General features: G+C 73.8%; 18 protein-coding genes. 12 read left to right on the plus strand and 6 right to left on the minus strand.

Annotated elements, in window-relative coordinates:
* Nucleotides 1–24 precede the first annotated feature (24 nt).
* Nucleotides 25–684 carry an HD domain-containing protein gene (locus FOF52_RS01350; protein ID WP_248592007.1) on the plus strand — a complete coding sequence of 220 codons (660 nt, stop codon included), beginning with the start codon at nt 25–27 and terminating at the stop codon, nt 682–684.
* On the opposite strand, the gene FOF52_RS01355 is transcribed toward FOF52_RS01350, so the two are convergent.
* Both FOF52_RS01355 and FOF52_RS01360 read right to left on the minus strand, forming a co-directional pair.
* Nucleotides 643–918, minus strand: a complete 276-nt coding sequence (locus FOF52_RS01355) for a DUF4031 domain-containing protein (protein ID WP_248592008.1) — start codon at nt 916–918, stop codon at nt 643–645. The two genes, FOF52_RS01350 and FOF52_RS01355, sit on opposite strands and share 42 nt — an antisense overlap.
* Nucleotides 919–928: 10 nt before the next feature.
* Nucleotides 929–1378, minus strand: coding sequence for an Lrp/AsnC family transcriptional regulator (locus tag FOF52_RS01360; protein ID WP_248592009.1), 450 nt, complete (start codon nt 1376–1378; stop codon nt 929–931).
* A gap of 150 nt (nt 1379–1528) precedes the next feature.
* Between FOF52_RS01360 and FOF52_RS01365 the strand changes: the two genes are divergently transcribed.
* The 8 genes from FOF52_RS01365 (at nt 1529) to FOF52_RS01400 (ending at nt 11748) form a co-directional block, all read left to right on the plus strand.
* On the plus strand, nt 1529–2389 hold the full coding sequence (locus FOF52_RS01365) for a tryptophan 2,3-dioxygenase (protein ID WP_248592010.1): 861 nt from the start codon (nt 1529–1531) through the stop codon (nt 2387–2389).
* A gap of 41 nt (nt 2390–2430) precedes the next feature.
* Nucleotides 2431–3672, plus strand: coding sequence for a kynureninase (gene kynU, locus FOF52_RS01370; protein ID WP_248592011.1), 1242 nt, complete (start codon nt 2431–2433; stop codon nt 3670–3672).
* Nucleotides 3673–4088: 416 nt separating this feature from the next.
* Nucleotides 4089–4934, plus strand: a complete 846-nt coding sequence (locus FOF52_RS01375; protein WP_248592012.1) for a hypothetical protein — start codon at nt 4089–4091, stop codon at nt 4932–4934.
* 94 nt (nt 4935–5028) lie between these two features.
* The gene (locus tag FOF52_RS01380; protein WP_248592013.1) at nt 5029–6120 is read left to right on the plus strand and encodes an ADP-ribosylglycohydrolase family protein; all 1092 of its coding nucleotides are present in this window, start codon (nt 5029–5031) and stop codon (nt 6118–6120) included.
* A gap of 262 nt (nt 6121–6382) precedes the next feature.
* Nucleotides 6383–7714: an MFS transporter gene (locus FOF52_RS01385; RefSeq protein WP_248592014.1), complete on the plus strand. Its 1332-nt coding sequence runs from the start codon at nt 6383–6385 to the stop codon at nt 7712–7714.
* 96 nt (nt 7715–7810) lie between these two features.
* Nucleotides 7811–9577, plus strand: coding sequence for an ABC-ATPase domain-containing protein (locus tag FOF52_RS01390; RefSeq protein WP_248593712.1), 1767 nt, complete (start codon nt 7811–7813; stop codon nt 9575–9577).
* A gap of 112 nt (nt 9578–9689) precedes the next feature.
* Nucleotides 9690–10610 (plus strand): proteasome assembly chaperone family protein, encoded by a 921-nt coding sequence (locus FOF52_RS01395; RefSeq protein WP_248592015.1) that lies wholly within the window; start codon nt 9690–9692, stop codon nt 10608–10610.
* 10 nt (nt 10611–10620) lie between these two features.
* The gene (locus tag FOF52_RS01400) at nt 10621–11748 is read left to right on the plus strand and encodes a quinone-dependent dihydroorotate dehydrogenase (RefSeq protein WP_248592016.1); all 1128 of its coding nucleotides are present in this window, start codon (nt 10621–10623) and stop codon (nt 11746–11748) included.
* 21 nt (nt 11749–11769) lie between these two features.
* Here the strand turns inward: FOF52_RS01400 and FOF52_RS01405 are convergent, their stop codons facing one another.
* The 3 genes from FOF52_RS01405 to FOF52_RS01415 form a co-directional block, all read right to left on the minus strand.
* The gene (locus tag FOF52_RS01405; RefSeq protein ID WP_248592017.1) at nt 11770–12384 is read right to left on the minus strand and encodes a DUF6461 domain-containing protein; all 615 of its coding nucleotides are present in this window, start codon (nt 12382–12384) and stop codon (nt 11770–11772) included.
* Between the two features lie 293 nt (nt 12385–12677).
* Nucleotides 12678–13640 (minus strand): carbohydrate kinase family protein, encoded by a 963-nt coding sequence (locus FOF52_RS01410; RefSeq protein ID WP_248592018.1) that lies wholly within the window; start codon nt 13638–13640, stop codon nt 12678–12680.
* Between the two features lie 156 nt (nt 13641–13796).
* The gene (locus tag FOF52_RS01415; RefSeq protein WP_248592019.1) at nt 13797–14816 is read right to left on the minus strand and encodes a hypothetical protein; all 1020 of its coding nucleotides are present in this window, start codon (nt 14814–14816) and stop codon (nt 13797–13799) included.
* A gap of 492 nt (nt 14817–15308) precedes the next feature.
* Here FOF52_RS01415 and FOF52_RS01420 point away from each other — a divergent pair, with 492 nt between their 5' ends.
* The gene (locus FOF52_RS01420) at nt 15309–15458 is read left to right on the plus strand and encodes a hypothetical protein (protein ID WP_248592020.1); all 150 of its coding nucleotides are present in this window, start codon (nt 15309–15311) and stop codon (nt 15456–15458) included.
* 42 nt (nt 15459–15500) lie between these two features.
* Here FOF52_RS01420 and FOF52_RS01425 read toward each other — a convergent pair whose 3' ends face one another.
* A complete protein-coding gene (locus FOF52_RS01425) occupies nt 15501–16574 on the minus strand; it encodes a coiled-coil domain-containing protein (RefSeq protein ID WP_248592021.1) in 1074 nt (357 codons plus the stop codon).
* A gap of 370 nt (nt 16575–16944) precedes the next feature.
* Here FOF52_RS01425 and FOF52_RS01430 point away from each other — a divergent pair, with 370 nt between their 5' ends.
* Together FOF52_RS01430 and FOF52_RS01435 are read left to right on the plus strand one after the other, a co-directional pair.
* Nucleotides 16945–17898, plus strand: a complete 954-nt coding sequence (locus tag FOF52_RS01430; protein WP_282574038.1) for a methionine ABC transporter ATP-binding protein — start codon at nt 16945–16947, stop codon at nt 17896–17898.
* Nucleotides 17895–18578, plus strand: a complete 684-nt coding sequence (locus FOF52_RS01435) for a methionine ABC transporter permease (RefSeq protein ID WP_248592022.1) — start codon at nt 17895–17897, stop codon at nt 18576–18578. The genes FOF52_RS01430 and FOF52_RS01435 overlap by 4 nt, the downstream gene beginning before the upstream one ends.
* Nucleotides 18579–18621: the final 43 nt, after the last annotated feature.

The following is an 18621-nucleotide window of genomic DNA, read 5'->3' on the forward strand; positions in this document are numbered from 1 at the left end:
ACGCGGCAGGAGGAGGAGACGCCGATGGCCCGACTGCTGTTCGAGCTGGCCGGGGAGTGGAAGCGGCTGGCCGGGCCGGGAGAGGGGGCCGCGTCGGTGGGCGCCGAACTGCTCGCCCGGTGGGCCGAGCCGCACCGCCGCTACCACACGCTCGACCACCTCAAGGCGGTGCTGGCCGCCGTGGCGGAGCTCGCCGACGCCGCCCGCGACGTCGACCTGGTGCGCTACGCCGCCTGGTTCCACGACGCGGTGTACCGGGGGGAGCCCGGCGCGGACGAGGAGAACAGCGCCCAGCTCGCGGAACTGCTGCTGCCCTCGTGCGGACTGGACGCGGACCGGGTCGCCGAGGTGGCCCGGCTGGTGCGGACCACCGCCGACCACGCCCCGGCCCCGGGCGACGCCGACGCCGAGGTGCTGTGCGACGCCGACCTGGCGGTCCTGGCCGCGGACGAGGCGGAGTACGCCGCCTACGCCGCGGCGGTGCGCGAGGAGTACGCGCACGTGGGCGACGTGGACTTCGCGCGGGGCCGCACCGCGGTGCTGCGCGAGCTGCTGGCCGCGCCGCGCCTGTACCGCACGGCGCGGGGCCGCGAGCGGTGGGAGGAGCGCGCCCGGGCCAACCTGGAGGCCGAGATCGCCCGGCTAGCGGAGCAGGCGGCGGGGCTTGCGCCGTCGCAGCCCTGAGGCGTGCAGGCGCGCCACGAGCGTGCGGCTCGACACCGGCAGCGCCCCCAGGTCCAGCGCCCTGGCGTAGAGCGTCTCGGGCACGTCGTAGTGGTCCCGGTCGAAGGCGCGCTCCGGCACCCCGAGGGCGCGGGCGAACGCGTGCAGCTCCGCGTAGGAGGAGTCGCTGACCAGGTGGGACCAGAGCAGGCCGCGCGGCCCCGGCCACGCGGGCGGATCGATGAGGACGCTCACCGCACCGAGGCTACCGGTCGGCCGCCGCGGGGGTGACCGCCCGCCAGCCGACCGGGGAGGACAGCACCATCGTGGAGGAGGGGCGGCCGTGCTCGGCGAGGTCGTCGATGAGCCGTTCGAAGCGCTCCATCGACGGCACGCCCACGAGCAGCACGCAGCAGGCGTCGCCGGTGACCCGGTGCAGCTGCAGGATCTCCGGGCGGGCCAGCGCCGCCTCGTCGCGCAGCAGGCACAGCGGCCCGTAGCAGCCCATCTGCACCAGGGCGACCACCGGCAGGCCCACGGCGGACAGGTCGACGTGGGCGTGGTAGCCGGTGATCACGCCGCGCTCCTCCAGGCGGCGCACCCGTTCGGCGACGGCCGGGGGCGACAGCGCCACCCGGCGGGAGAGCTCGTTGTAGGAGAGGCGGCCGTCCTCCTGCAGCTCGGTGAGGATCCGCCAGTCCACCGCATCCACCATGGTTGCCGATCATAAGGGAAAAACGGGAAACGCCTTCGATTGTGCGGCCGAAAGGCCCGAATTGCCTTTTATTTCTCCTTCCCGGGCGGCCGGGTCGGCGGCATCCTGGAGACCTGCCAGGACCCGCCCCGTCCCCGGGAGGTGACCCCCGTGCCCTCGTCCGCCGCCCTCTCCCGCCAGGAGCGCGCCGAGCGCAACCGCGGCCGCCCCACCCTCGCCTTCGACGGCACCACCCCCTACGCCCGCTACGGCGCCATCGACACCCTGCTGTCGCTGCAGCGGCCCGCCACCGACGAGCCCGCCGAGACCTCGTTCATCATCGCCACACAGGTCATGGAACTGCTGTTCACGCTCGTCCGGCACGAGTGGGAGCGGGCCCGCGACGCGCTGGACGCCGACGACGTGCCCGCCGCGCTGGCCGCGCTGCGCCGCGGCCACGGCGCCCAGGACGTGCTGGTCGACTCCTGGGAGCTGCTGGCCACGCTGACGCCCACCGAGTTCAACCGGTTCCGCGACCACCTGGGCGAGGCCTCCGGGTTCCAGTCGTACAGCTACCGCCACCTGGAGTTCCTGCTCGGCAACAAGTCCGCGGCCATGATCCGGCCGCACCGCGCCGACCCGCGGGCCGGCGCGCGGCTGCGGCGCGCGCTGGGCGAGCCGAGCCTGTACGACGCGGCGCTGCGGCTGCTGCACCGGCGCGGCCTGCCGGTGCCCGCCGAACGGGTGGAGCGCGACTGGACCCTCCCGGTCGAGCCGCACCCGCAGGTGGTGCGCGCCTGGGAGCTGGTCTACGCCGACGACCGGCCCGGCAACGAGCTGCTGGCCCTGGCCGAGGCCCTGCTCGACACCGCCGAACGGGTGACCCGCTGGCGGCACCGCCACCTGATGGCGGTCAAGCGCACCCTGGGCGCCAAACCGGGAACCGGCGGGTCCTCCGGTCTGCGATGGTTGAGCGGGAACGTCCAGCAGGACGTCTTCCCCGAGCTCTGGCAGCTGCGCACCGGGATCTGAGCCGTGGACGCACGCCCCGGCGAGTGAAGGAGTCGACAACCGTGACCACCCCCATCACCCGTGACGACTGCGCGGCGCGCGACGCCGCCGACCCCCTGGCGCCCTTCCGCGACGAGTTCGTCCTCCCCGACGGCGTCGTCTACCTCGACGGCAACTCCCTGGGCGCGCTGCCCCGGGCGACCCCCGCGCGCGTCGCGGAGCTGGTCGAACGCGAGTGGGGGCAGCGGCTCATCGCCAGCTGGAACGAGGCGGGCTGGTGGGACAAGCCGCGCACGCTGGGCGCGCTGCTCGCGCCGCTGGTCGGGGCCGGGGCCGACGAGGTCGTGGTGGGCGACGGCACGTCGGCGAACCTGTTCAAGACGCTGGTGGCGGCGCTGCGGCTGAACCCCGGCCGCCGCGTGGTGGTGGCCGAGGCCGGGAACTTCCCCACCGACCTGTACATCGCCCAGGGCGTGGCGGAGCTGTTCGACGGCGCGAGCGTGCGCCGGGCCGACGTGGACGACGCCGCCGCGCTGGCCGCCGCGCTGGAGCCCGGCGACGCCGCCGTGGTGCTGCTCAGCCACGTGGACTACCGCACCGGCGTGCTGCGCGACATGGCCGCCGTCACCGAGCTGGCCCACGCCCACGGCGCGCTCGTGGTGTGGGACCTGTGCCACAGCGTGGGCGCGCTGCCCGTCGAGCTGTCGCGGGCGGGCGCGGACTTCGCGGTGGGCTGCACCTACAAGTACCTCAACGCCGGTCCCGGCGCGCCCGCCTTCACCTACGTGGCCCGCCGCCACCACGAGCGCGCCCGCCAGCCGCTGAGCGGCTGGCACGGGCACGCCCGGCCGTTCGACTTCGCCGGGGAGTACGAGCCCGCGGCCGGGGCGAGCCGGTTCCTCAGCGGCTCGCAGCCGCTGGTCGCCGCGGCCGCGCTGGAGGCGAGCCTGGAGCTGTGGCAGCGCGTCGACCTCGACCAGGTGCGCGCCAAGAGCCTGGCGCTGACCGACCTGTTCTTGGAGGTGACCGCGGCGGCGGGGCTGGAGTGCGTGACGCCGCTGGAGCACGCCCGCCGCGGCAGCCAGGTCGCGCTGCGCCACGCGGACGGCTATGCGATGGTCCAGGCGCTCATCGCCCGCGGCGTCGTCGGGGACTTCCGGGCCCCCGACATCCTGCGCTTCGGCTTCGCCCCGCTGTACCTGCGCCACGTGGACGTCTACGACGCGGCCACAGCACTGGTGGAGGTCGTCGCCTCGGAGGAGTGGCGCGACCCCCGCTTCGCCCGGCGCGCGCAGGTGACCTGAGGCACAGAGGGCGTCGACCGTGGGGGCGGTCCGGGGATCCGGGCCGCCCCCACGGCGTGTCCGCACCCCCGCGGGCGTGGCGGGAGGGTCACTTTAGGTAATTTTACCCTTTTTACTCTTGTTTGGGGTGTTTTGTCGATTAGAGTCCTCGTGACCGGTTTGTAACGAGAGTTTGATCAAACCAGGTCAACCAACCAGCCCTCTCGCGCGTCCACGGGCGCTCGTGGGGGGTGGAGCCCGCCACGCGGTGCGGAGCACGGCCAGTGCTCCGCCGCCCCCAGAACCGCTGTCTGTGACGGTGACCGCACAGCGCACGCCCGGCCCCGCGGCCGCGGCGCCCCGCCGCGCTCCCCGCGAGCGCCGGGGCACCACCCAGGGCTCCGCGACCTTCCCGCCGCCGACCCCTTGGTTCTCTCATGACACCTTCCACGCCCACCGACGACGTGCTGCTGCACGGCGAGGTCAAAGCCTCCTACTTCTGGGACGACGGTTCCGGCATCAACGGCGACACCGGGCCGCCCGCCTCCGGCGAGCCCATGCAGAAGGGCCTGTTCGCGGCGCCCAGCTGGCCGCTGGGAACCAAAGGCTACGTGGTCTACGAGGGCAAGACCGCCGAGTTCTTCATCGGCGACCGCGGCCCCGGCGACCCCTCGCAGGGCTGCAACGTGATGCTCGACATCGACGGCAAGACCTTCGCCGAGCTGACCGGGGAGTCCTGGAACGACACCAGCTACACGGTCACCGGCGGAGCCGGGCACATCAACGTCGAGTACTACATCACCGAGTGGGGTGACGGAAACGGCACCCCGGGCACCCCCCACCCCTTCCAGAACCCCTCCGAGCCCTGCGACAGCGCGGTCTCCCCGCTGCCCGAGCCGGAGGACCCCACCCCGGAGGAGGAGGCCACCCCGGAGGAGGCCGCGGCGGAGGAGCCGCAGCAGGACGCCGGGCAGCAGCCGCAGCAGTCCGACCAGGACGGGGCCGAGGAGGAGGCCCCGGCCGCCGCGGAACCGCCCCAGGACGCCGCGTCCCCCGGCGACCAGCAGCCCGCGCCGGACAGCCCGGCCGACACCTCGGGAGAGGACGGGCAGACCACCGCCGGCACCGAGGTCGGCCAGCCCGCCCTCGACCTGGTCTCCACCGAGGCGCCCCTCGCCTCGGCCGGACTCACCCTCGCCGTCGTCGTCGCGGCCGGAGCCGTCGTGGCCCGGCGGATCGCCGTCCTCACCCGCCCCACCGGACGCCACCACCGCGGCTCCTGACCGCCGCGGGGCCGCCCCGCAGCGGCGCTCCCCGCCCCCGCCGACCGGTGGCATGCTGGCCCTTGCTCCTTCCCCCGACGGATGAGGAGGGTCCTTGACACCCGACAGCGAACGGACCGCCGCGTACCGGTCGCGGGTCCGCGGCTGCCTCCTGGGAGGCGCCCTCGGCGACGCGCTCGGCGCCCCCGTGGAGTTCCACACGCTGCGCCAGATCCGCGCCGCGCACGGCCCGAGAGGCGTGCGGTCCCACGCCGACCCGCGGGCGCGGGTCACCGACGACACCCAGATGACCCTGTGGACCGTCGAGGGCCTCCTGCGCGCCCGCAGCCGACAGGCGGTCCACGGCGGAGAGTTCGACCCGGTCCCCGCCGTGCACGACGCCTACCTGCGCTGGTACCACACCCAGCACGCCCCGGCCCCCACCGGCGGGCACACCGGCTGGCTGGCCGGCCGGGAGTGGCTGTACGCCCAGCGCGCCCCCGGCACCACCTGCCTGACCGCCCTGCGCGAGGCCGACCTGGGACGGCAGGGCAGGGGAGAGGCCGCCGCCAACGCCTCCAAGGGCTGCGGCGGGGTCATGCGCAGCGCCCCCTTCGGACTGCTCCCCGCGCACGCCGCCACCGACGCCGACGTCTTCGACTGGGCCGACCGGGCCGCCGGGCTCACCCACGGCCACCCCACCGGACGGCTCGCCTCGGGGGCCACGGCGCTGCTGGTCCGGCGCCTCCTCGCCGGAGACGGCCTGGACGCCGCCCTCGACGCGGTCCTGGCCGCGCTGCGCACCCGCCCCGGCCACGAGGAGACCACGAAGGCCCTGGTCGCGGCACGGACCGCGGCCGCCGACGGCACCCCGGACGCCGAGACCGTCGAGTCCTTCGGCGGCGGCTGGACCGCCGAGGAGGCGCTGGCCATCGCGGTGTACGCGGCCCTGGTCCACCGCACCCCCGAGGAGGTCACCGACGCCCTCGCCCTGGCCGTCACCCACTCCGGCGACAGCGACTCCACCGGCGCGGTCTGCGGCAACCTCCTCGGCGCCCGGCACGGCGAGGCCGCGCTGCCCCCGGCACTGGCCGACGGCCTGGAGGGCCGCGCCGACCTGCTGGACCTGGCCGACGACCTGGTCGCCGCCTTCACCGCCGCCCCGTCCGCCGGGGCGCAGTGGCGGCGACGCCACCCGGCGGACTGACCCGGACCCCGCCGCCCGGCCGCGGGATCCGGCACGGCCGGGCGGCGCCGCCGACGGAGACCGGGCGGGTCGCGGCCGCCGCCGCGGCGGGTGTGGGAAACCACCACGACCGCCCCCCCGCACGGTGTGCCACCGCGCAGTGTCCCGGATCACAGCGGATTCCTACCGTGGGGCGGTACGGGGAGCCGGACGACCGCACACCCGCTCCCCGCGCCGGCCGAGAAACCGCCGGCCCCCCGGAACACGGAGTGGTGGACCCCAGATGACCCAACCCCAGCCGCAGCAGCGGACCAGGATCGGCAAGATCGTCGGCGCCAGCCTGGTCGGCACCACGGTCGAGTGGTACGACTTCTTCCTCTACGGATCGGCGTCCGCGCTCGTCTTCGGCCCGGTGTTCTTCCCCGAGCAGAGCGCCATGACCGGAATCCTGCTCTCCTTCGCCACCTACGCGGTCGGCTTCGTGGCCCGCCCCCTGGGCGGACTCGTCTTCGGCCACTACGGCGACCGGCTCGGACGCAAGAAACTCCTCGTCATCAGCCTGCTCATGATGGGCGGCGCCACCTTCCTCATGGGCCTGCTGCCCACCTACGCGGCCATCGGACTGGGCGCCCCGATCCTGCTCACCCTGCTGCGCGTGGTCCAGGGCTTCGCGCTCGGCGGGGAGTGGGGCGGCGCGGTGCTCATCGTGAGCGAACACGGCAGCGACCGGCACCGCGGCTTCTGGGCGTCGTGGCCCCAGGGCGGCGCGCCCGGCGGGAACCTGCTGGCCACCGGAGTCCTCGCCGTCCTCGCCGTGACCATGGACGACGCGGTGTTCCTCGACTGGGGCTGGCGCATCCCCTTCCTGCTGTCGGGCGTCCTGGTCCTCATCGGCCTGTGGATCCGCATGGCCATCAGCGAGTCCCCCGTCTTCCAGGAGGCGGCCCGGCGCGCCGAGCAGAGCGGCGCACCGGAGCGCGCCCCCATCCTGGAGGTGCTGCGCCACCAGTGGCGCGAGGTCCTCATCGCGATGGGCGTGCGCATGGCCGAGAACGTCTCCTACTACGTCGTGACCGCGTTCATCCTCGTCTACGCCACCCAGCAGGCGAACCTGGACAACTCCCTGGTGCTCAACGCGGTCCTCATCGGCTCGGCCGTCCACTTCGTCTCCATCCCGCTGTGGGGCGCGCTCTCCGACCGCCTGGGCCGCCGGCCGGTCACCGCCCTGGGCGCGGCCGGGGTCGCCGCGTGGAGCTTCGCCTTCTTCCCGCTGATCGACACCGGCAGGTTCGGCCTCGTCGTGCTCGCCGCCACGGTCGGCCTGGTGCTGCACGGCGCCATGTACGGCCCGCAGGCGGCGTTCTTCTCCGAGCTGTTCAGCACCCGGGTCCGCTACTCCGGCGCGTCGATCGGCTACCAGCTCGCGTCCATCGCCGCGGGCGGGGTGGCCCCCCTCATCGCGGCCAGCCTGCTCGCCGCGTTCGGCTCCAGCCTGCCCGTCGCGCTGTACGTGACCGCGGCGTCGGCGCTCACCCTGGTGGCGGTGTGGGTGTCGCGGGAGACCCGCGGCAGCGACCTGACCAGGGTCGCCGCCACCGACACTGCCCAGGGCTGAGCCCCGCCGGCCACGGGGACCCGCGCAGCGCACCCGGCGCGGGTCCCCGTGGCATCCTGGGACGTGGCAACCGAGCACACGGGGGGGCACACGGCCATGTCGGCGGGGTACGGCGGACGGCGGCGCGGACGGGACCGCGACGACCACGGCAGCGGGGAGCACCACCGGCGCCGCGAGGCCGAACCGATCCGGGGACACCGCGACGCCCGGCGGCTGGAGGAGGAGCTGCGCCGCATGGACGGCGCCCCCTACGGCCGCTACCGGTCCCTGGCCGGCGACTGGGACTTCGGCGACTTCACCCTCACCGTCGCCAAGGTCCAGGCCGACCCCTTCGCCCCGCCCTCCCGGATCCTGGTGCACGTGCCCGCCGCGACCGCGGGAATGCCCGAGCACGCCTGGCGCGACCCGGTGCGCCGCCGCGCCACCGCCGACCACCTGGCCCGCTGCGCCCGCCGCAGGCTCCGCGACTCGCGGGTGCGCATCGACGCCGGCGGCCAGCAGGTCCTCGACCGCTCCTCCTGCCAGATCCGCGACGGCGCGGTCCTGCTGCGGCTCGGCGTGGACCTGCCCGGACACGGCCGCCGCATCGACGGCCGCGGCGCCGGCCGCGCCCTGTGCCGGACCGTCCCCGACCTGGTCGACGCCCTGTGCTGGGACGCCCTGGACACCGCGGCGGCCACCGCCTTCGCCGACAGCGTCGCCGACACCGTCGCGCTGCGCGACCGCCTCGCCGAGCTGCGGCTCGTCGCCTTCGTCGGCGACGGCGCGATCCTGCCCCGCGCCAGCGGCGTCAGCGACCTGCCGATGCCGGACGCCGTCCCGTTCGCCTCCCCCGAGAGCCTGCGCGTCACCGTGGAGCTGCCGCACCGGGGAACGGTTACCGGCATGGGGGTGCCCGAGGGCATCACCCTCGTCGTCGGCGGCGGCTTCCACGGCAAGTCGACCCTGCTGCACGCCCTGGAGCGCGGCGTCTACGACCACGTGCCCGGAGACGGCCGCGAACTCGTCGTCACCCGCGCCGACGCCGTGAAGATCCGCGCCGAGGAGGGGCGCCGCGTGGTGCGCACCGACGTCAGCGCGTTCGTGCGCAACCTGCCCACCGGAGCCGACACCTCCGACTTCACCACCGACAACGCCTCCGGCTCCACCTCCCAGGCCGCCAACATCGCCGAGGCCCTGGAGGCCGGGACCTCCGTGCTGCTGGTGGACGAGGACACCACCGCCACCAACCTGATGGTCCGCGACGAGCGCATGCAGCGGCTGGTGCACGGCGACCGCGAGCCCCTCATCCCCTTCGTCGACCTCGTCCGGCCGCTGCACCGCGTCCACGGCGTCTCCACCGTGCTGGTCATGGGCGCCAGCGGCGACTACTTCGACGTCGCCGACCACGTGGTCATGCTGGACGCCTACCGCGCCCGCGACGTCACCGGGCAGGCCCGCGCCCTGGCCCGGCCGCGCCGCGACGCCGACCTGTCCGCCCCGGCCCGCCGCGTCGTCGACCCCGCCTCGGTGGACGCCTCGGCCCGCGGACGCGTCCGGATCAAACGGCGCGACATGGACGTGCTCACCTTCGGCGAGACCGACATCGACCTGCGCCACCTCGCCCAACTGGTGGACCCCGCCCAGGTCGTCGGGGCGGGCCTGGCGCTGCGCGCCCTGGTCGAGGACGGGATCGCCGACGGCGAGCGGACCCTGGGGCAGGCCCTGGACCTGCTGGAGGAGCGGCTCCGCGAGCACGGCGTCACCTACCTGGGACGCGGCTACCACGGCGACTACGCCGCGGTGCGCCGCCAGGAGGTCGCCGCCGTCCTCAACCGCCTGCGGACCCTCAGAATCCGCAGGCAGTGCCAAGAACGGAAATAGAGCGGCAGGATGCCGGGTTGTTGGCGATTGAGGTGTGTTCAGGCCAGTCAACCGTGGATCGGTATCCTGAAGATCCGATCACACGGAAGCGTGAGAACGGAGACCCGTCCAGGTGCGAGATCCCGCTGATCTCTACGAGCTTCGATCCGACCTTCCCGAACTGTCCGCACCGGTCCTGCTGGTGTCGCTGGACGGTTTCGTGGACGCAGGCGCAGCCGGAAAACAGGCGGTGGCGGCCCTCCTCGGCGAACTGCGCACCACCGTACTCGCCGACTTCGACGTCGACGGGCTCCTGGACTACCGGTCCCGCCGCCCGGTCATGACCTTCGACGAGACCACCTGGGTCGACTACGCCGACCCCGCGCTGTCCCTCTCCCTCCTGCACGACCTGGAGGGAACCCCCTTCCTGCTGCTGCACGGCCTGGAACCGGACCGCGAGTGGGAGGCGTTCACCGCGGCGGTCCGCCAGCTCGTCGAACGCCTGTCGGTGCGGCTGACCGTCTGCTTCTACGGCATCCCCATGGCGGTGCCGCACACCCGCCCGGTGACCGCGACCCCGCACGCCACCCGCGCCGACCTCGTCGCCGACCACACGCCCTGGGTCGGCCGGATCCAGGTGCCGGGCAACGCCATGTCGCTGCTGGAGTACCGGCTGGGCCAGGCCGGGCACGACGTCATCGGCTACGCCGTGCACGTGCCGAGCTACCTCGCCCAGTCCGAGTACCCGCGCGCCGGACTCGCCGTGCTGGAGTACGTCGCCGGCGCCACCGGACTGGCCCTGCCCACCGAGAAGCTCGCCGAGGAGGCCCGGCGGACCGACGGCGAGATCAACCGCCAGGTGGAGGCCTCCGAGGACGTCCAGCGCGTGGTGCGCAACCTGGAGATCCAGTACGACAACTTCATGGCCGCCCGCAGCGGCCTCGACGTCGACTCGCTGCTCGCGGAGGACGAGTCGCAACTGCCCACCGCCGAGGAACTGGGCGCGGAACTGGAGCGCTTCCTCGCCGAGCACAACCGCGGCTCCGAAGGATAGAGTCCACCACGTGCTCTACCAGTTCCTCTTCCACACCCTGCTGCGCCGCGTCGACGCCGAGCAGGCCCACCGGGCCAGCTTCGCCTCCCTGCGCGCGCTCAGCGCCGTTCCCGGCACGACCCGCCTGATGGGACGCCTGCTCGGCCCGCGCGACCCGGAGCTGCGGGTGCGCGTGCTGGGCCGGGAGTTCCCCGGACCGCTCGGCCTGGCCGCGGGCTTCGACAAGAACGCCCGCGGCGTGCCGGCGCTCACCGCCCTGGGCTTCAGCCACGTCGAGATCGGCACCGTCACCGCCCACCCCCAGCCCGGAAACCCCCGGCCCCGCCTGTTCCGCCTGGTCGCCGACCGCGCCGTCGTCAACCGGATGGGATTCAACAACGAGGGCTCCGAGGCGGTGTCGCGGCGGCTGCGGGCCCAGCGCGCCCGCCGGGCCCGCGACCTCCTCATCGGCGTCAACATCGGCAAGACCAAGGTCGTCCCGGAGGACGAGGCCGTCGCCGACTACGTCACGAGCGCGCGCCGCTTCGCCGACGTCGCCGACTACCTGGTGGTCAACGTCAGCTCGCCCAACACGCCGGGGCTGCGCGACCTGCAGGCCGCCGAACGGCTCCGGCCGCTGCTGGAGGCGGTGCGCCGGACCCTCGACGAGGCCGGCCGCCCCGACCTGCCGCTGCTGGTCAAGATCGCCCCCGACCTGGCCGACGAGGACGTGGACGCCGTCGCGGACCTGGCCCTGGACCTGGGACTGGACGGCATCATCGCCACCAACACCACCATCTCCCGCGAGGGGCTGGCCACCGACCCCGACGAGGTCGCCGCGATCGGCGCGGGCGGACTGTCCGGCGCGCCGCTGAAGGAGCGCTCCCTGCAGGTGCTGCGCCGACTGCGCGCCCGGGTGGGGGACCGGCTGGTCCTCGTCGCGGTCGGCGGCATCGAGACCCCGCAGGACGCGTGGGCGCGCATCCGGGCGGGCGCCAGCCTCGTCCAGGGCTACACCGGCCTCATCTACGGCGGGCCGCTGTGGCCGCGCCGGATCCACCGGGGGCTGGCCGCGCTGGCCCGCCGCGAGGGCTACACCTCCGTCGCCGACGCCGTCGGAGTGGATGTGGACCCGGCGCCGGACCGCTCCCCGGCCTGATCCGGCCGGTCCGCCGGACCCTCAGCGGGCGGCCGCCGGGAGCGGCGCGTCCAGTTCGGCGCCCAGCAGGGGACCGCTGAGGTGCTCCGGACGCAGCCGGACCCCGGTGACGCGGTCGGCCAGCGCCAGCAGGGCCGGACCGGGATCGGCCCGGCCGGGCTCGGCCGGCTCGGTCAGGCCCAGTGCGAGCAGGTCCGCGGCGAGACGGTCCGGATCGGAGCCGCCCCGCTGGTCGGGCAGGCGGGCGTCGAAGAAGAAGCGCAGCACCCCGTCGACCACCCAGCGGAACTCGTAGCGGTACCCCATGACCACCCGCACGCAGACCAGTTCGGTCCCCACCGACAGCTTCCGGTACACCTGCGGCCGGGTGCAGGAGCAGCCCGTCGGCTCCACGATCACGGTCCACTCCCCCAGGGACAGGGCGTGGACGGTGAGCGGCAGGTCCTCCTCGGCGCACAGGCAGGCCTCCACGGCCTCGACGATGGGCAGGGAACGCAGGGCCCGCTCGTCCGCGCCGAAACGGCGCAGCGCCTCGGGCCGGGACAGCCCTCTGACATAGCTCAGGCAGTAGGCTTCGGCCAGGTCGGGCTGGCTCTCCTGAAGCCAGAGGTAGTCGCGGGCGTACGCAACGGACATCGGCCCGTCCCTCCAGACGAAGATTCCGGTGTGGCGTGCCGGGACGGCACGGTTGGAGAGTCGTCCGGGCGGGGAACGGACAGCGGACGCGGGTGATCGCCCGGAGCCGTTCCGGGTCCGGGGTGCCGGCGGGGCAGCCGCCGGCGGGGCAGCCGGGGCGCGCCCCGGCCGAACGTGTGTGTCAAGGACCCACAAGCTTCCAGTGTAGGCCGGTTTGCGCAGAAGTCACGGGCGTGGCGGACCCCGGTCCGGAAAGACTCCGGAACCGGGGCCCCGAGGCGCCCGGAGCGGCCTCAGAACTCCAGCGGTGCGAGGTCGAGCTCGCCCGGGTCGGCGCCCACGCGGCGGCAGGTGTGGGCGGCCACCCGGTGGGCGTGCGCCACGCACACGGCGAGCTGGGCGTCGGTGAGGGCGGCCAGCCGTTCGCGGCCGCCCGCGCCCAGCGCCCCGGCCTGGCCGAGGGCGTCGAGCAGCCCGGCGCAGAACGCGTCGCCCGCGCCCACGCTGTCGACTACCTCCACCGGCTCGGGCGCCACCGACAGCGGACGGTCCTCCCGGCCCCGCACCACGACGAGGGTCTGCTCCCCGCCGCAGGTGACCGCGACCAGGACCGGTCCCCGCCGCAGCCAGGAGCGGGCGGCCTCCAGCAGCAGGGCGGGGTCGGCGGCCCCGTCGTGCCCGAACAGCCAGTACACGTCCTCGTCGCTGACCTTGACCAGGTCGGCCAGCGCCACCTGGCGCTCCACCCGCTCCCGGGCGGCGGCCGGGCTGCCCGCCAGCGCGGGACGGATGTTGGGGTCGTAGCTGACCACGACCCGGCCGCGCTGCCGGGCCACCCACTCCTCCAGGACGGCCGCCCCCGGCGGCATCGCCATCGCCAGCGAACCCACGTGCAGGGCGACCACGTCGTCGGCGAGGGGGTCGGGCAGCTCCTCGGGGCGCCACTGCCAGTCGGCGGTGCCCCTGACGTAGAAGTCGTAGTCGGCCCGGCCCGTCTCGTCGAGGGCGGCGATGGCCAGGGTGGTGGGCTGTTCGGCGGTGACCAGGTCGCGGGTGCTCACGCCGCGCGAGCCCACGTAGGCGCGCAACTGCCGGCCGAAGCGGTCGGTGCTGATCCGCGCCAGCAGCGAGGATTCCACGCCCAGCCGGGCCAGCGCGACCGCGGTGTTGGCGGGCGCGCCGCCGGGAGCGGAGCGGTAGGTGCCGCTCTCGGCGCTGATGAGGTCGATGAGTGCTTCGCCTACGACGGTGATCACGGGGACGTCCTTCCGGAACCAGCGGGCTGGGGCGCTCTGCGAGGGAGTAGTATCCCGCCCCCTCCGGACACTGACAACGCCGCGGAGCGGACGCCGCCGGGAAAAGAAACGGGAGCGCGGGTCGGGGACCACGCGCTCCCGTCGGGGACTCGGGGGTTACAGCGCGCCCAGCGCCTCCTCGGCCGCCCGCTTCATGACGGACTCCACGTCGCCGAAGCTCTGCGGGGCCTTGTTGGAGCTGAAGTCGCTGACGCTCCACTCCACGGAGATGTTGATGTTGTCCTGGCGGATCAGGACGGTGGTGCGGTTGCCGGGGGAGATGATCTCCTCCTCGGCGAAGATCAGCACCGACTCGCTGCCGTAGTCGAGCTCCTGCTCCTCGATCACCTCAAGGTCGAAGATCGAGTCCTCCTCGTCGGTGGCGTAGTCGTAGTCGAAGGCGTAGTCCTCCTTGGCCGCCTCGACCGAGTCGGAGCCCCCGTAGGGGGTGGCGTACTCCACCCGCAGCGTTCCGTAGAGGCCGTCGACCTCGGTGCTCCAGCTGCAGCTGGAGGAGTTGTCGGTGATGTTCTTGCTGCTGGAGGAGGCGCCGAACTCCGAAAGGAGCCCCTCGGACAGCACGGAGCAGGGGTCCTCGGGCGGCGCGTAGGGGGGACCGCCCGCGGGGGTGACGTCGCCGCCGCCGTTGTCGTCGTCCGCCGGCGCGGTGTCCTGGGGCTCCTGGGTCTGCTCGGCCCGGGGGGACTCGGCGACCGGGGGAGTGTCGCCGCCGCCGCGGCTGAACAGCACCACGATCACCGCGACGACCAGCAGGACGATGACCACGCCGCCGGCGATCACGATCCACAGGCCCGCGTTGCTCTTGCCGGACGGGGGCGGCTGCTGGCCGGGGTAGCCCTGGTTCGGGTAGGGCGGCTGGTTGGCCTGGTGGTACTGCGGGCCGCCCGGAGCGGGGTACGGACCCGAGCCATACCCGGGAGGCTGCTGTCCGCCGGTGCCTCCGTCCCCGTAGGGGCTCTGGTAGGGCCCGCTCTGGTAGCCGGGCTGCCCCCCGGTGTTGGGATCGGGGTGTCCGCCCTGACCGTAGGCGCCTCCGTACGGTCCGGGCTGCCCGCCTGGGTTGCCCTCGCCACCGGGGTACTGAGGTGGCTGGGTGTAGGGTCCGTTGTCGCTCATGACTCCCCTCGCGCCAGCTGCTTACGTCAGGACTGGGACGCGCGTTGACTCTTTCACGGTTCCGTCTGGTGTTCTCCCGGGACCGCTGAGGACCGCGGTTCGACCGGGGTGAAGCCCTGCGCTCATGACAAAGCCTTCAGATCCTATCCCTCTCAAGAATGAGGCCCCGGCGGTCCCCTCGGGGAGGAAAAGGGGGAATCGTCACCCTTTTGGAACACACGGCGGCCGTCCGGTACCGGATTGTTGTCCGATTGCTATCGATGAGATGGGCGGATGGCCGCAAACCCGTGAAAAAGACCGACCGGTCTGCCGCGCGGACGGGGTGACCGCACGCTTTCTTCCTGTGACGACGGGAAACGCGGTATTCACGTTTCCGGGGCCCCGGGCCGCCCGGTAAACCCCTCTGGCCGGACCAGGCGAATGCCCTGGGGGGAGCGGGGCCGCGGACGTAGGGTGGCGGTACTGGAGAGGCGGAGACACAGGGGGCCGAGGATGCCGTCTCGCGCGGGGCCGCCCGAGTACGGGAAGCCGCCCAGGTACGGCTTCGTGTCCTGGTTCGTCTTCGTCACCGCGATCGTGGTGACGCTCACCGTCTGCGTCGGGTGCACGGTCTGGTTGTACACCCCCCTGCTCTCCGGGTGAGCGGGGCGGGCCCGCCCCGCGGACCCGCCCCGCGGCGCGCGGTCAGAACATCGAGATGTGCACGTGGTCGTAGTGGTTCTCGGTGATGCTGCCGCGGTCGGCCATGGGGCGCCAGCCGCTGTCGCGGCGGATGTCCCAGATCTCCTGGCGCCAGATGACGTACATGATGCCGAGGTCCTCGGCGTGCTCCACGGCCCAGTCGGCGATCGCCTGGCCGTGGGCCTGCTGCTCGGGGGTGGGCATCTGCCCGTTGGCGTTGACCATGAAGTCGCACGCCCGCCCCTTGGGGTGCTCGCCCACGACCCAGCCGCCGTGGGGGCGGTAGCAGCCCACGCCCCCGTTCGCGTCGTTGCGGCCGAACTTCTCGATGATGAGGTCCCGCATCTGGCGGGTCCGCGGGGTGAGGTTGTCGGGCGGCCCCATCTGCTGGACCGGGTAGTCGGCGATGAGCCGGCGGACCTCCCAGCGGCGGCTCTCCAGCTCGTCCAGGTCGGCCTCGACCTCCTCCAGCTTCTCCTCGGCGTTGGCCTGCGCCTTCTCGTCGCGCTCCATCGCCTCGACCAGGTAGGAGATCTTGTCGTTGTTGGTGTTGGCCAGGTGGTCGACCACGGACACGGTGTCGATGATCTCCTGCGGTTCGGAGTCGAGCAGCAGGCTCAGCGCCGGGTCCAGGCCGCTGCTGGTGTAGGTGGCCACCGCCAGGTAGCGGACCTGCTCGCGGGCCTCGTCCACCTCCTTGCGGGTGGCGTCGGCCCGTTCCTGGGCCTGCTCGGCCTCCTCGATGACGGCCTCCATGTCGCGGAGTTCGCCGTTGTACTCCTCGCTCAGCGCCTCGGCCCGGTCCAGCAGCGAGTCCAGGCTCTCGGCGGGCACCACCGGGGCGGCCGGGGCCGCGGCCGCGGAGGGCGCGGTGTGCACGGAGAGGGGGGTGGCGGCCAGGACGAGGCCGAGCGCCGCGGCCGCCAGGGGGAGCCGGCGCGGGCCGCCGGCCCGGACGGCGAACGCCTCGGCGAGGTCCGCCAGGCGGTCGCGCCAGGTCGCGTCGGTCGGGTCGGGCGCCCAGAAATCGGCGTAGGGGTCTTCTCGGCCGTCGCCGCTCGAATGCTTGGGCAGCACGTCTTCGCTCCTCGGTACGCACACAGAGGTCCTGCGGGCGGGGTGGTCGTCGCCCTGCGGGAGGCGGGCCCCTGCTCCTGGGGTGGGGCCGCGGGGCCGCTCCTGAGGTGTCGGGGGATCGGGCGGCCGCAACTGGCCCGGCGGAACCGAGTGTAGGCGGCTTTGCGGACCGGAAACCGCGTCGATGCTCCGGAGTGCGGAGCGGAGGGAAAACTCCTAATTTCTACTGATATTATGGGTTTTAGGCGTCCAGAGGGCGGTGGCACAGTCCCGGCTCTCCGCCTGATACTGTCCTGACCTGGCACTTTGTGGGGGCACGGGTGCCTTTGTTCGTCATGTGACCGCTCCGGGGGAAACCGTGATCAACGCTGTGGGCCTGCACCGGGTCTACCGGCTGAGGGGCCGCGAGGTCGCCGCGCTGCGCGGCGTCGACCTGCGGGTCCGACAGGGCGAGATCTACGGTGTCGTCGGGCAGAGCGGCGCCGGCAAGAGCACGCTGCTGCGCTGCGTCAACCTGCTGGAGCGCCCCGACCGCGGGGAGGTCCGGGTGGACGGGCGGAATCTCACCGAGTTGAGTCCGACACAGCTGCGGGCGGCACGGCGCGGCATCGGCATGATCCACCAGCACTTCGCGCTGCTGTCCTCGCGCACCGTCGCGGGCAACGTCGCCTTCCCGCTGGAGATCGCGGGCGTGCCCCGGGCCGAGCGCCGCCGCCGCGTGGCCGAACTGCTGGACCTGGTGGGGCTGGCCGACAAGGCCGCGGCCCACCCCGCCCAGCTGTCGGGCGGGCAGAAGCAGCGGGTGGGGATCGCGCGCGCCCTCGCCCCGCGCCCCAAGGTGCTGCTGTCCGACGAGGCCACCTCGGCCCTGGACCCGGCCACCACGGCCGCCATCCTGGACCTGCTGCGCGACCTCAACCGCGAACTCGGCCTGACCATCCTGCTGGTCACCCACGAGATGGACGTGGTCAAACGGGTCTGCGACTCCGTGGCGATCATGGAGCGCGGCTCCTTCGCCGAAGCGGGACGGGTCCTGGACCTGCTGCGGACCCCGGGGTCGCTGCTGGCGCGCTCCCTGTTTGCGCCCCCGCCCGACCCCGGGCCCGGCGCCGTGACCCTGACCTGGGTGGACAAGGCCGGGGAGCCGCTGGTGTCGCAGCTCACCCGGCTCTTCGACGTGGACGTCGGCATGGTCGCGGGAGCCCTGGAGGAGGTCGCCGGGCATCCGGTGGGCCGGCTCACCGTGCGGATCGCCGGCGAGCGCCGCGCGGAGGCGCTCGCCCACCTGGCCGACAACGGCGTGCTGGTCGAGGAGGTCCCATGACGGGATGGCTGGACGAGCTGGTCGAGCGCTGGCCCGACATGGGGCCGGTCCTGTGGCTGGGGACCCTGGACACCCTCTACATGGTGGTGTGGGCCACCCTCGTCACCGCTGTGCTGGGCCTCCCGCTGGGCGTCCTGCTGGTCTGCACCGACCGCGGCGGGCTCACCCCCGCCCCGGCGGTCCGGGCGCTGCTCGGCGCGGTGGTGAACGTGGGCCGCTCGCTGCCGTTCATCGTGCTGATGGTCGCGGTGCTCTCGCTGACCAGGCTGATCACCGGGACCACGCTGGGGCCCACCGCCGCCATCGTCCCGCTGAGCATCGGCGCCATCCCGTTCTACGCCCGGCTGGTGGAGACGGCGCTGCGCGAGGTGGGCCGCGACGTCGTCGAGGCGGCGCAGGCGATGGGGGCGCGCCGGACCGTCATCGTCGCCAAGGTCCTGCTGCCCGAGGCGCTTCCGGGCCTGATCGCCGGACTGGTCATGACGGTCGTCACGCTGATCTCGTACTCGGCCATGGCCGGGGCGATCGGCGGCGGCGGGCTCGGCGACATCGCCATCCGCTACGGCTACCAGCGCTTCGACGAGTACTACCTCTGGGCCACCGTCGTCCTGCTGGTCCTGGTGGTCCAGGCCGTGCAGAGCACGGGCGACCTCCTCGTCCGCCGGGTCTCCCACCGGTGAGACGCCACGACCCCGCCCGCCCGGAGGGCGGGCGGGCCGGACG

This window comes from Thermobifida alba (genome assembly GCF_023208015.1).
GTDB classification, from domain to species: domain Bacteria; phylum Actinomycetota; class Actinomycetes; order Streptosporangiales; family Streptosporangiaceae; genus Thermobifida; species Thermobifida alba.

Coding starts and splice junctions, on each gene's coding strand:
- FOF52_RS01350 (WP_248592007.1), top strand. CDS start 25: ATGGCCCGACTGCTGTTCGAGCTGGCCGGGGAGTGGAAGCGGCTGGCC.
- FOF52_RS01360 (WP_248592009.1), bottom strand. CDS start 1,378: ATGGTGGATGCGGTGGACTGGCGGATCCTCACCGAGCTGCAGGAGGAC.
- FOF52_RS01375 (WP_248592012.1), top strand. CDS start 4,089: ATGACACCTTCCACGCCCACCGACGACGTGCTGCTGCACGGCGAGGTC.
- FOF52_RS01385 (WP_248592014.1), top strand. CDS start 6,383: ATGACCCAACCCCAGCCGCAGCAGCGGACCAGGATCGGCAAGATCGTC.
- FOF52_RS01390 (WP_248593712.1), top strand. CDS start 7,811: ATGTCGGCGGGGTACGGCGGACGGCGGCGCGGACGGGACCGCGACGAC.
- FOF52_RS01405 (WP_248592017.1), bottom strand. CDS start 12,384: ATGTCCGTTGCGTACGCCCGCGACTACCTCTGGCTTCAGGAGAGCCAG.
- FOF52_RS01415 (WP_248592019.1), bottom strand. CDS start 14,816: ATGAGCGACAACGGACCCTACACCCAGCCACCTCAGTACCCCGGTGGC.
- FOF52_RS01420 (WP_248592020.1), top strand. CDS start 15,309: ATGCCGTCTCGCGCGGGGCCGCCCGAGTACGGGAAGCCGCCCAGGTAC.
- FOF52_RS01435 (WP_248592022.1), top strand. CDS start 17,895: ATGACGGGATGGCTGGACGAGCTGGTCGAGCGCTGGCCCGACATGGGG.